The sequence below is a fragment of the Actinomycetes bacterium genome (assembly GCA_022396035.1).
GTDB lineage: Bacteria > Actinomycetota > Humimicrobiia > Humimicrobiales > Humimicrobiaceae > Halolacustris.
Map to the genome: position 1 here is coordinate 1 of JAIOXO010000030.1, position 12,725 is coordinate 12,725.

Below are 12,725 nucleotides of genomic sequence, written 5' to 3' on the forward strand. Positions count from 1 at the left end.
GTTTGAGTTTATTGATACGGTGGCAAAAGATAAGACATTGGAGGCAGCAGGAAGAGCCTTGCTGCTCAGGGCATGTGCAGTGAAGGCGGTGTGAAAATCAACAATATTTTTAAAAAGAGCCAAATATTTCTAATTATAAATTTTAATCTAGAAGGGTAACCATTTATACAGGTGAACAAGACATGAATGAAAGTATAACTGTAAAAATAGTAAAAAAATACGATCCCGAACTTATAAATACCTTAAAACAGATGGAAACTGACAGTTTTGGGGTAGAAGCAGCAGCTAACCAATGGCTGCTGCCGGTAATCATAAACTATGGAAGAGTAGTAGTAGCTATCCGCCAAAACAAGATTATCGGAGTCTGCCTGGCTTTCAGGGACTGGAATGACAGCTTCATTGCCTTCATACATTCTTTTCATATCCATAAAGATTGCCGGGGACAGGGATGGGGAGACCAGTTTTTTATCCAGGTTATCAAATTATTTAAAGCAGATAAAATAAAGAGGGTCCAGTTGACCGTAGACCCCCAAAACCGTCCGGCCGTAGAGCTGTATAAAAAACATGGATTTTCAACCCAGAAGGTTAAAAAAGATGAATACGGAAGCGGACACGACCGTTTGGCCATGGAACTTAAATTATAGCTATAGCTGCTTGGCCATGGTTATGGAAGCTGAAAAACCCAGAAACCGTGACAGCACAAAATAGCGCCTAATACTGACCGGCTCAAACCCCAGCCGGCGGTAGAGTTTTATTGCCTTAATGTTGGTGTCGGTAACCTCCAGCAATATCTGGCTGTAACCATTATGTACGGCAAACTTTTCAAAGGTTTCAAACAAAAGAGTCCCTATTCCCCGATCCCTCTGCTCCGGCAGAACGGCAAAAGTATCTATGAGAATCTGTCCCGGCTTTAGCGCCCGGTAAGCAGCCAGTCTGCACACCTGGGTTAGAAAATATGCCCTGCAAGGGTTAAAAACCTTTCTTAAATTTTTATAGCTAAAATCAGAATAGGTATTCCCCTTACTCTCAAATCCCAGAAATCCCACTAAACGGGGTCCTTTGAGAGCATAATATCCGTTTTTGGTATTTAAGGCTTCAGTCATAAATTTCAGGATGGTAGGTTTGGAGCCCAGTATCATTCTAACTTTGGACCCGAAAACCTCAAAATAGATATGGACCAGCTGTAATCTATACCGGGAAGGCAGACCTTTTATTATGGTTAAGTTATCCATGATATAAATCCCCGATCCTATTTCTTTGGCCTGCATCATGATTTTTCAGGTTCAACAATGCGGGTATTTAGAGATTTTTACTGCCTCTCTGCATTTTAAGTCTATACGATTAAAAACAGGCTTACTGACATTATTGCCATTCCCGCTATAAAACCCAGAACCGGCATATGATCAAACCCATAAGACCTGGATACCGGAATCAGTTCATCGATGGATATAAACACCATTACCCCGGCAATGGCTGCCAGCACCATCCCCAGTATCTGGGGATTTAAGAAAGGCAACAAAAATGCTGCGGTAACCAACGCCCCTGCCGGTTCCGCAATACCGGAAAGCATGGACCAAAAAAATGCCTTCTTCTTACTGCCGGTTGCCTTGAATATAGGGGTGGATACCGCCAAGCCTTCGGGTATATTATGTATAGCTATAGCTACCGCAATGGCTATACCCAGCCTTATATCCACCAGGGCGCTGTAAAAGGTAGCCATGCCTTCCGGAAAATTATGGATACCTATGCCTAAAGCCACAAACAGCCCCGTTCTCAATAATTTCTGATCCGTATTTTCAGCTATTCCGTCCTTCTGGCCAATATACTCATGGGGAATGAGGTAATCTATTAAAAACATCAGGCCAAAGCCGGCAAAGAAAAATAGATTGGACCTTAAAAAGCCAACTTTTTCTACTGCGGAAGGCATCAGCTCTAAAAAAGAAATACCGATCATCACCCCTGCAGTAAAGCCCAGAGAAAAACTAAAGAACCTATTTCCAATTTTCTTAGGTATTAATCCCAGCAGACTGCCTATTACCGTAGCAAGTCCGGCCAGGGTAGTAAGAAGTAAAGCTTTTAATATATCGCTCATTTTTACAAAAAATTTTTTGATATTTATTATAAATAATAGAAAAAAAAGTGATAAAAGAAAAATAATTTTATATAATTTTCATATGGACCCGTTATTAATTACAAGGAATATAGTGTTGGTATTGCTCAGCTACCTTATTGGTTCGGTTCCTTTCTGTTACATTATCGCTAAAATCAAGCATAGAAATCTGACCCAGATAGGAGACCGAAATCCGGGAGGCTGGAATCTTACTTTCAATGTGTCTAAATTCTGGGGACTTATAGGGATAATATTTGATATGGCCAAAGGGTTTCTGCCCTTCTATCTGATAAGCGCCTATACCGGCTCTACAGGCCTGGCCCTTATAGCCGGTTGCGCTGCTGTGGCCGGACATAATTACTCCCCCCTGCTAAAATTTTCGGGAGGGAAAGGCATGGCTACCTTACTAGGGTTGTTATTGGCCATCAATCCTTTTTCTGTACTGGCTTTCGGAGTGGGAATTCTACTGGGCCTATTTCTGATAAGAAATATGATCTGGGGTGTTTTAAGCGGTATAAGCTGGGCTGCTATTTTTTTCCTGTTATACTACAATTCCACAATTTATATCCTTTTCTGGCTGCTTTTATTTTTAATTATTATCCCCAAATACTTAAACCACAACATAGCATTTATTAAAAACTTTAAGTTTAAAAAAGAAAAATCCCTAAAAGACCTGTTTGCTCCCAAGATAAGATAAGCTTATTTGGGATGCTTGATAAGCCTTAAGTCCTGTTCATCAGTTACGTCATAGACTCTGTCTTTCCAGTACAGCCCTGCTCCAAATCTGCACTTACAGAAAGAATTAATGGCAATAAGTAAAAGATAAGCAACCGATAGGGGATGAAGCAGTATATCCCTGCCTCTGGTTTTAAACCTGACCGCATAAATTATTTTCATCAAAAAAATTATCAATATCTGGGCAGCTATAATATTGGTGAACAACTGGGGCCAGTTAAAAATAAGGGTCAGGGGCAAAAAAACAAAGGGAGCAAGAAACAGAACAGTAATCATTATAAAGGCCAGTAAAAAATTGGAAAAATTGTAATCAAAAGCAGCAAACAGAACCTTGCTGTAACCCTTAATTACCTGGTCCAGATTCTTATACATCCTGCAGTACACATTACTGGTCCCATCAAAAATCATAAACCTGTGCCCGGTTTTTTTTACCAGCTTGGCAATATGGATATCTTCAAGTATTTCCTTACGGATAGTTTTATGCCCTCCAAACTGTTGGTATACTTCTTTTCTAAACAGCATGTACTGCCCTATTGCGGTGCAAAATAAAGGATTTTTGCTTTTTTTTACCAGCAGCAAAGGCAAAAAACATAGTATCATAAAATTGCCAAAAGGGACCATCATCCTCTCATGTACGGTTACCATTATCTGCTGTGGAAACACCGATATCCCCCCGTAGTTACCTGAAATTAAGCTGTTTACTGCACCGGAAACCGAATGTGGGAAATGCAGGGTATCTGCATCGGTAAACACCAGAATCTTCCCCCTGGCCTGCTGGGACAGCTGGTGACAGGCAAAACTCTTGCCCAGCCATCCGCTTTTTAGTTTCTTCCCCTTAATTACCCTGAGTCTGGCATCTTTTTTAGACAGGCCTTCTGCTATATCATAGGTTTTATCTGTAGAATTGTCGTCAAGAACAATAATTTCAAAATCAGGATAGTCCTGCTTCAGCAGCGAATTAAGGCATCTTCTTATATTTTCTTCTTCATTTCTGGCAGGTATCAGAATGGAGATCAAGGGTAAATCCGTTGATTTTTGTTCAGGTGAATAAGGTTTGCCTGTTTTTCTAAACAAGATATGGTTGGCAATATAATTTACCAGTAGAAGAGACAAAATTAGAAGCACTGCATACTGATAGAATAAAAATAATTCCATTATCTACCTATTTCAATTTATTTAAAGACCTTTGTTTCAGCTGATCAAGGTTAATTACAAAACGGTAGTGAATTCCTTCGCCAATCTTTTCTTTGCCGTCATAAGCCTCCACCTTGAATTTAAGTTTGGGGCCATCTGTTTCTATTAGCTCGGCATTGGCAGTTACGCTCATTCCTACCGGAGTGGCTGCCATATGTTTTACATCTATCCTGGTTCCTACCGTTGCCAGTCCGGCTGGAAGCTTATGATCAACAGCCTTTATTGCCGCCTCTTCCATCAAGGCAATCATGGAAGGGGTAGCAAAAACGTCTACCGTCCCGCTCCCATAAGCCATGGCGGTATTACTATCATTGACTGTTATCCTGGCCTGACCGGCCAAACCCTGCTCTAACCTGTAATCTTCCATACAGATATTCTAAATTCTTTCTCCAGCTTAGTAAAGAGCATTATTTTAGCAGTTGCTTCAAGGCAATAGCATTTCTGAATGCATGCCCTAGAGCATCATTATTGAAATAGGCATAGCTATCTATTCCCTGCTGGCTGTAGTCGGCAATCTTATCAGCATAATCTCTTAGCTGCTTCTGGCTGTAGCTTGAATGATAAAGCTTTTTTTCTCCATGGAGCCGGATGTAGCATATACCCCCTGTAACCACTTCCTGCGAGGGGAACCCGGGAGAGCTTGATATTACCAGGCCACATCCGTATTTATCTAATAAGTTATAGGTATCCCTGGAAAACCAGCTTTTATGCCTGAACTCAAATACAAATTTCAGATCTCCGGATAACTTCAGTAATTCCGTTAGCCTGGGATTATTCTGGCCAAAATTAGCAGGCAGCTGAAAAAGAATTGGACCCAGTTTGTTTTTTAAACCCCGGGCTGAATTAATAAATTTTTCCAGCGGCTCCTGCACCTGGTTCAATTTTTTCATATGGGTTATGTACCTTGATGCCTTCACCGAAAATATGAAGCCGGGAGGAGTTTTTTCGGCCCAGCTTTCAAAACTGCTTCTGGCCGGTAAACGGTAGAAACTATTGTTTATTTCCACACTGTCAAACTGTCCGGAGTAGTAGGAAAGCCAATCTTTTTTACTGATGTCCCGGGGATAAAATTCATCCTGCCAGTTCGGATAGCTATATCCTGAAGTTCCGACCAATATTTTTCCAGCAGCCATAATCAATTTATGGTAATTAGCATTAGTCTAATTAAACAATAATATCTGCCGGTTTTCAAATAAGTTAATATGCATACAGTTTCCCATAGGGGCGATGAGAATAAGGAACAAGTTTTTTAAAATCTCTGGCATCTATACTCATATCTTTCCCAAAATAGTTAAAATAATTGGAAATATGCTTATTTAAAATCTCCAGATCCGAGCTGTCCACATCCTGTTTTTTTACTTCCTTTCCCAACTGGTAGGGGGCGACATCTCCCCTTACATATATACTGCCTCCATGCATACCAGTACCCAGATAGTCCCCGGTAACTCCAGTGCGGTGCCCGATATAGGGGCTGTTGACTGTCTCTGGCTTGAACAATCCTAGAACTATTATTATTCCACCCGCCATATATTCTCCCAGAAAATTGCCGGCACTGCCCCCTATAACTATTACCGGCACCTTACGGTCATAGGATTTCATATGTATTCCGCACCTGTATCCTACACTCTTTTTTACATATATCTCTCCGCCCCTCATAGAATATCCCAGGATATCACCTGCATCTCCATGGATTATGATTTTACCGGAGTTCATGGTATTGCCTATCCCATCCTGTCCGTTGGAAAAAACCTCAATGGTGGGGCCATCCATAAACGCTCCCAGGTCATTGCCGGGTATCCCCTGAATACGCATATTTATTTGCCCTTTTATCCCATCCCCTATATACCTGTGTCCGCAGATATCGATTAATTCTATCTCCGCAGACTGGTTTTTCCGGTCTGAGGCAATTTTTCTTACCTTTGAATTGAGTTGTCGGTAACTTAAATTTTTGGCATCTATGCTGTAATTCATACCTCAATGCCCTCCCCCACTACTAAATGTTTCTGGTAATCGGCAGGAAGCTGGATCAGGCCAAAATTTTCACTGATTATGTTATCTCTTATATTACTCACATCTATTCCATTTTTTATAAGGCCCGCATATATGCCAGCCCGTTCAATAGCCCCCACCAGTATTGCTCCTACTACCTTATTTTCCCTTATTATAATTTTCTTGTAATAATTGCTTTCAGGTTTGAACTGGCTTAAAACCTCCACCTTCCTGCTGTCATCAGGCTCCAGGGAAGTAAGTCCCATGGATATTGAAGAAACACCCAGAATCTCCACTGAATTCATAAAGAATCCTCCCCCGTAGGCATAATGGCTGCCAGCCATATTAAGCCCTGCAGTTTTCCCCTGCATGACCGCCAGTGGCCATATAGCTATATTCCTGTCTTCGCCTGCCAGTATATCCCTGGCCTGAACCACATCTCCAGCAGCAAAGATTTCAGGGGCTGAGGTTTCCATAAATTGATTAACTTTTATGCCCCTGTCCGTATCCAGGGCCCCGGAATCAACAAAAGGAACCTCCGGGGCTACCCCCACTGCAACCACCAGTACCTGACAATCAATATTGGAGCCATCAGTTAACTGGGCTTTGGTTATCCTGTTACCCTCCATATATATCTTCTCTATGGTATTTTGAGTAAATATATTACTGTTAAGGTCCCTAATCCTTTCTTCAACTATAGAAGAAGCCTGCTTATCAAAAGTAGCTGACAGAATCCTGTCAGAAAGTTCAATCAGTTCAATTCTTAGTCCCAGCTCCAGAAAGGCCTCTGCTGCCTTCAGTCCTATAAGGCCTCCCCCCAGGATAGTGGCTTTTTCCACTCCGTTTTTTTCTATATATGCTTTTAACTTACGTGCATCCTCCAGAGTGGTCAAAGTAAAAATATTTTCTGCCCTGTTAATTAATTTTTTATCCAGTTTTTTCCCGCCATCCACTTCAATTGCTGGGATAATAGGACTTCCTCCGGTAGCAATAAGGGCTTTTTGGAAACCAAATTTGTCCCCTGAAGCCGATATCGCTTTTTTCTGCTCAACATCCAGATGCACTATCTTCGTATTTAGCCTTATATCGATATCCAGCCGGGAATAAAAATCCCCCTGCTGCCAGCCGGTCTGTTCTATTGGTATTTTACCTGCCAGATAATAGGTAATAAGGGGCTTGGAGTAATTCAGGTAACTTTCTTCTGTTAATATAATTACCTTACCCCTGCCATCCTGTTCCCTGATGGCTTCAGCAGCGTTTATTCCCGCCGCCGAGTTTCCTATTATCAAGTAGTCTGTCTTTTCCACCTTATTTATCCTCCATATCCATAAATTTTAGAGCTTCATTAGGGCAGTTACTAACGCACACCGGTATCTCTTCATCTTCACACAGGTCACACTTGGAAGCTATTTTCCTTTCACCGGGATCCTTGCTGATAGCCCCGTAGGGGCAAACCATAATACAGCTCCAGCAGCCAACGCATTTATCCTGATCGCAGGTAACCACCCCGGTGCTGATATTTTTTTTCATAGCCCCGGAGATACAGGCATCTACACATGGAGCATCCACACAGTGCCTGCACTGAATAGCAAAAGAGTTATGCCCTATCTCCTCCACCAGAACCCGGGGCATCAATTGGCCCTGTTCAGATTTAAAAGCTTTGATAATTTTTTTACTTTTTGAATGCTTGACCTGACAATATATTTCACAAAGCCTGCAGCCAATACAATATTCTTCCTGTATATATATTTTTTTCATATCTACCATGCCTCTCCTGCATGTTTTATTCCCAGTATAGACAGTTCTTTTTCACTCAGATCAATTCCCCTTAGATGTTCGCGGTTTCCCCTTAGACTTTCTATTGCATTTATTCCTGCCCCTCCCAGCATTTCCTTAATCTCCAGGGACCAGGCCCTCAGCAGGTTTACCAGTCTCCTGGTGCCAATCTGGGGGTTTAGCCTCTTGGTGAGGTAAGGATCCTGGGTAGCCAGGCCCCAGTTGCACTTGCCGGTATAACATTTCTGGCAAAGGTGACAGCCCATAGCCACCAGGGCCGCTGTGCCTATATAAACAGCATCTGCTCCCAGAGCAATAGCCTTGATTATATCTGAACTGGATCTCAGGCTGCCGGCAGCAATAATTGAAGCCCGGTGCCTTATGCCCTCCTCCCTTAATCTTGTATCCACTGAAGCCAGAGCCAGCTCTATGGGTATGCCAATATTATCCCTTATGGCCAGAGGCGCTGCTCCTGTGCCCCCTCTCAACCCATCAATGGTTACAAAGTCAGCCCCGGCTCTAACTATACCGCTGGCTATAGGGGCTACATTATGCACAGCAGAGACCTTTACCCCGATAGGCTTCCGGTAATCAGTTGCTTCTTTTAAAGCAAAGATAAGTTGTGACAGATCCTCAATAGAATAGATATCATGGTGGGGAGCAGGAGATATGGCATCGGTACCCCGGGGTATCATTCTGGTATTGGATACCTCCTCAGTTACTTTCTCTCCCGGCAGATGCCCGCCTATTCCCGGTTTTGCTCCCTGGCCTATCTTTATCTCAACTGCTGCTGCCTTACTTAAATAATCAATATCTACCCCAAACCGGCCAGAGGCAACCTGTACAATGGTATTGCCGGCATATTGTTCCAGATCCCTGTGCATGCCTCCCTCCCCTGTATTATAGAAGGTTCCAAACTGGCTGGCTGCCTGGGCTAAAGACCTGCAGGCATTAAAACTTATAGACCCAAAAGACATAGCAGAAAAAAGTATGGGAGTAGATAGCTCCAGCTGAGGTGATATCTTTTGCTTAACCCTGATTCCTCCGGGTTTTTTTAAGCTTCCTGATATAAGCTGCAATTTATCTGCTTTGGACCCAATATAGGTTTTTATCTCCATGGGCTCCCGTAAGGGATCTATAGAAGGATTGGTAACCTGGGCTGCATTAAACAGTATATGGTCCCAGTAAATGGGATATGGCCTGTCTGCACCCATACCGGTAAGTATAACTCCACCTGTATCTGCCTGCTTGTATATATTTTTTAGATGGTCGGTAGACCAGTTGGCGTTTTCCTTGAACTCAGATTCTGATCTCTTTATTTTAATAGCACCGGTAGGGCACAGGCTCTCGCAACGATGGCACCCTACACACTGGCTGTTTTCACTGTATATGATATCCTGTTCACTGTCATATTCATGCACATCATTGGAACATTGCCTAAGGCATACCTGGCAGGATATACACTTTTCTAAGTCTCTTTCTATTTCAAAATCGGTCTGCTTTAATTTTAATGCCATCTGACTACACACCTACCTTTTTGATAACATCCGGTCTCTTTTTGGATTTAACTACCCCTATAACCGGCTGTCCGCCTTCCGGATGCCAGACTGTATCCGGTACGGGGCAAACCTTTCTAATAGCTGCCTCCTCGCTGGCCACAATAAGAAAATTGCCTTTCCTTGCTGCCACCATGGGCCTTAGCTTTATCCGGTCATTTAATGCATACATGAAATCATTATGCCCTACAATTATATTAAACGGACCATTAAGCAAACATCCTCCATAGAGTATCCTGAGAGTCCTGGCTACATCACCCTGCCGGGCAGGCAACCGGTCAATCTCTTCCCATAAAGGGGCAGAAAGTATAAGGTGTATAAGATTGATATCTATCTTTTCCTTCCGAACCAGCAGGTCAAAAAGATAGGTAATCACCTCGGTGTCCGTAGATAAACTGCAACGGTAGCCAAAATCACTGACAAATCTCTGGTTGCTCCCGTAAGAAGATATCTCTCCATTATGGACCACCGACCAATTAAGCAGGCCAAAGGGGTGAGCCCCTCCCCACCATCCCACACTGTTGGTAGGAAATCTTCCATGGGAAGTCCAGATATGTCCCTGGTAATCCTCAATCTTAAAAAACCTTCCAATTTCTTCGGGGTAACCAACCCCTTTAAAAATGCCCATGTTCTTTCCGCTGGACATAACATAGGCACCCCTTATACTGCTGTTTATATCCATTACCAGCTTAACTATGTAATCTTCTTCCATATGACTATATTCAGGATTTACTTTTAAAAAATACCTGTACACTAAAGGGGGCTGGCCTACCTTTATCTTTTTATTGACAGGAATCTCTTCCGAGTGAAGTATCTCAAAATTTTTGAAAAGTAGATCTTCTGTCTGCTGCAGGGCAACAACATCTTCATACATCATATGGAAAGCCCAGTCCCGGTCAAACTGTGGATATATGCCATAAGCTGCAAAACCGCCGCCCAGCCCATTGGAGCGGTCATGCATCATGGAAATTCCTTCCAGAACTTTTGAACCATCGAATCTATGTCCGCTTTCATCCATTATTCCAAATACTGCACAACCTGATGGTATCCTGTATCTGGTTGATAATTCTTTTTTAGTAATCCTGTCTATATTTTGCATTTTTTCTCCATAAATAAAAAACCCCCTTAAAACATCTCTGTTCTAAGAAGGCAACTTTACCTTAAAACTTTTCACACCTCTTTATGCAAAAAGAATTATATTTAATTTTTATGAGCAAATAATATCAGGTTTAGATAATTTGTCAAATAAAAAAATGTAAAGGCATAGAAACCGGCAAATAGCGGTTTCTATGCCTTCTAAATGTTTGGTGCTATTTATAATTTTTTTTCATATCTTCTAAGCTCAGGGGCTCATAATCCTGAGAATGGCCTATTGTACCAAAATCTTCCATCTTGCCCTTCACTACTTCATATACCGCCTGCCTGGCTGCTCCAAAGTATTTCCTGGGATCAAACACGGCCGGATCCTCAGTCAGTACTCTTCTTACCGCTCCAGTCATAGCCAGCCTGCCATCGGTATCCACATTTATCTTCCTTACTCCTCTTTTTATGGCTTCCTGTATGGAAGGTATGGGTACCCCCATAGTTGATTCCAGCTTTCCTCCGTAGCGGTTTATAATGTCTATAAGCTCGCTGGGTACCGAGGATGAGCCATGCATTACCAGAGGGAAATGGGGTAATTTGTCTGATATTGCCGATATTATGTCCAAGGCCAGCTTGGGCTTGGCCTTGAATTTATAGGCTCCATGGCTGGTGCCTATAGCCAGAGCCAGTGCATCTACTCCGCTCTGTTCTATAAATTTTACTGCTTCTGCGGGATCGGTTAGTTTTACCTTGCCTGAACCTACTCCATCTTCAATACCGCCAAGGGTTCCCAGCTCTCCCTCCACGGTTGCTCCAAATTTGTGGGCATACTCTACAACCGAAGCGGTTACCTCCAGGTTTTCTTCAAAAGTGGTCGGAGTTTTGGAATCTTCCTTAAGGGAACCATCTATCATCACCGAGGTAAAACCAAGTTCTATAGCCTGCATGCAGGTCTCAAGACTATTGCCATGATCCAGGTGCAGGGCTATGGGTATGTCCGGGTTTTCTTCCTGGGCAGCCTGGGCCATGTGTTTTATATATACCATATTGGTATATTTTAAGGCACCCCTTGATGCCTGAAGTATTACCGGTGACCCTGTTTCGGAAGCAGCCCTCATAATACCCTGTATCTGCTCCATATTATTTACATTAAAGGCGCCTACTCCATAGCCCGCTTTGGCTGCCTCGTCTAAAATCTGTTTCATTGGAACTAATGCCAATTTAACCTCCCATTATTCTTTTTGCATTTCGTGAGACATAATTATTGCCTCAGCCACGTCCCTTAAGGACTTCCTTTTATCCATAGCAAATTTTTGTATTTTCTTAAAAGCATTATTTTCAGTAAGATTATGTTCTTCCATCAGTATTCCCTTAGCCCTTTCCAAAACTTTTCTGGTCTCCAGCTCTTCTTTTATAACCTTGCTTTCTACTACCAGGCGGTAATTTTCTATTACTATTGCTGCCTGATCGGCTACTGTCTTCAGAAGGCTTACCTCATAGTCGCTAAACTGGTGAGGTTCTGAAGTATATAAATTCAAAACACCAATAACTTTACCTTTAACATGCAAAGGTACACATAGCAGAGAAATCAAGCCTTCTTCACCAGCTATCTCTTTGTAGATATAGGTATCTTCCTTTAAGATGTCGGGGACTGCCCGGTATCTATTTTCTAATGCTACTATACCTGCTATGCCTTCTCCCAGCTTTATAGGATTTTTATTGATATACTCTTTGCTTATACTCTGGGTTGCCTTAATGGTTAATTCTTTTTTCTTGGGATCAAGCAGCATTATGGAGCATATCTTTGATTTCAGGGTTTGCGCAGTCACGGTTACTATGAGCTTTAATATATCTTCCAAATACAGATCTGAGGTAATAGCTTCTCCAATTTTGGATAAAGCATCTATTATCTCTTTTGGGCTTTCGATATTTTTATCTTCCATAATATTTCCTTAAAAAATTATTTACAAAATTATATTACATATGGTACCAAAATTATACTGTTTATTGAAAAAATAGGAAAAGCTTTACCTTTACAAAATTATTTAGAATATATAAAATGCATTAGTGCAGTGGCGCATTCGTCTAGTGGCCTAGGACATAGCCCTCTCACGGCTAAAACAGGGGTTCGAGTCCCCTATGCGCTACCAGTCCCTATTTAAAGGACTTTTCAAAACTCCAGAAATCCCTGGGAGATAATACTGATATACCATTATACTTTTTCAATACAAGTAGATCTTTATCTCCAGTAATTATGCAATCTACCTCACTTTTACAGGCAG

At 42.0% G+C, this 12,725-nt stretch carries 14 protein-coding genes and 1 tRNA gene; 3 read left to right on the plus strand and 12 right to left on the minus strand.

Annotated features, from left to right (window positions below):
* The first annotated feature begins 182 nt into the window (after positions 1–182).
* Positions 183–644 (plus strand): GNAT family N-acetyltransferase, encoded by a 462-nt coding sequence (locus tag K9H14_07740; protein MCG9480081.1) that lies wholly within the window; start codon positions 183–185, stop codon positions 642–644.
* Here K9H14_07740 and K9H14_07745 read toward each other — a convergent pair whose 3' ends face one another.
* Positions 645–1,271: a GNAT family N-acetyltransferase gene (locus K9H14_07745; GenBank protein MCG9480082.1), complete on the minus strand. Its 627-nt coding sequence runs from the start codon at positions 1,269–1,271 to the stop codon at positions 645–647.
* 62 nt (positions 1,272–1,333) lie between these two features.
* Positions 1,334–2,092 carry a zinc transporter ZupT gene (gene zupT / locus K9H14_07750; GenBank protein MCG9480083.1) on the minus strand — a complete coding sequence of 253 codons (759 nt, stop codon included), beginning with the start codon at positions 2,090–2,092 and terminating at the stop codon, positions 1,334–1,336.
* 82 nt (positions 2,093–2,174) lie between these two features.
* Here zupT and K9H14_07755 point away from each other — a divergent pair, with 82 nt between their 5' ends.
* Positions 2,175–2,807, plus strand: a complete 633-nt coding sequence (locus K9H14_07755; GenBank protein ID MCG9480084.1) for a glycerol-3-phosphate acyltransferase — start codon at positions 2,175–2,177, stop codon at positions 2,805–2,807.
* A 2-nt stretch (positions 2,808–2,809) separates the two neighbouring features.
* On the opposite strand, the gene K9H14_07760 is transcribed toward K9H14_07755, so the two are convergent.
* The 10 genes from K9H14_07760 to K9H14_07805 form a co-directional block, all read right to left on the minus strand.
* Positions 2,810–4,000 carry a glycosyltransferase gene (locus tag K9H14_07760; protein MCG9480085.1) on the minus strand — a complete coding sequence of 397 codons (1,191 nt, stop codon included), beginning with the start codon at positions 3,998–4,000 and terminating at the stop codon, positions 2,810–2,812.
* A gap of 7 nt (positions 4,001–4,007) precedes the next feature.
* Complete coding sequence (locus K9H14_07765) at positions 4,008–4,406, minus strand: thioesterase family protein (protein ID MCG9480086.1); 399 nt, start codon at positions 4,404–4,406, stop codon at positions 4,008–4,010.
* A 40-nt stretch (positions 4,407–4,446) separates the two neighbouring features.
* Positions 4,447–5,172, minus strand: a complete 726-nt coding sequence (locus K9H14_07770) for a DUF72 domain-containing protein (GenBank protein ID MCG9480087.1) — start codon at positions 5,170–5,172, stop codon at positions 4,447–4,449.
* Positions 5,173–5,236: 64 nt separating this feature from the next.
* Positions 5,237–6,010: a hypothetical protein gene (locus K9H14_07775; GenBank protein ID MCG9480088.1), complete on the minus strand. Its 774-nt coding sequence runs from the start codon at positions 6,008–6,010 to the stop codon at positions 5,237–5,239.
* Positions 6,007–7,335 carry an FAD-dependent oxidoreductase gene (locus tag K9H14_07780; GenBank protein MCG9480089.1) on the minus strand — a complete coding sequence of 443 codons (1,329 nt, stop codon included), beginning with the start codon at positions 7,333–7,335 and terminating at the stop codon, positions 6,007–6,009. Before K9H14_07780 ends, K9H14_07775 begins: the two co-directional genes overlap by 4 nt.
* A 1-nt stretch (position 7,336) precedes the next feature.
* Positions 7,337–7,786, minus strand: coding sequence for a 4Fe-4S dicluster domain-containing protein (locus K9H14_07785; protein ID MCG9480090.1), 450 nt, complete (start codon positions 7,784–7,786; stop codon positions 7,337–7,339).
* 2 nt (positions 7,787–7,788) lie between these two features.
* Positions 7,789–9,321: an alpha-hydroxy-acid oxidizing protein gene (locus K9H14_07790; protein MCG9480091.1), complete on the minus strand. Its 1,533-nt coding sequence runs from the start codon at positions 9,319–9,321 to the stop codon at positions 7,789–7,791.
* A gap of 4 nt (positions 9,322–9,325) precedes the next feature.
* Positions 9,326–10,459, minus strand: coding sequence for a glutamine amidotransferase family protein (locus K9H14_07795; GenBank protein MCG9480092.1), 1,134 nt, complete (start codon positions 10,457–10,459; stop codon positions 9,326–9,328).
* 211 nt (positions 10,460–10,670) lie between these two features.
* Positions 10,671–11,663, minus strand: a complete 993-nt coding sequence (locus K9H14_07800) for a ketose-bisphosphate aldolase (protein MCG9480093.1) — start codon at positions 11,661–11,663, stop codon at positions 10,671–10,673.
* Positions 11,664–11,675: 12 nt separating this feature from the next.
* Positions 11,676–12,386, minus strand: a complete 711-nt coding sequence (locus K9H14_07805) for a GAF domain-containing protein (GenBank protein MCG9480094.1) — start codon at positions 12,384–12,386, stop codon at positions 11,676–11,678.
* A 131-nt stretch (positions 12,387–12,517) separates the two neighbouring features.
* Here K9H14_07805 and K9H14_07810 point away from each other — a divergent pair.
* Positions 12,518–12,593: transfer RNA gene (locus K9H14_07810), tRNA-Glu, on the plus strand.
* The last annotated feature ends 132 nt before the right edge of the window (positions 12,594–12,725 follow it).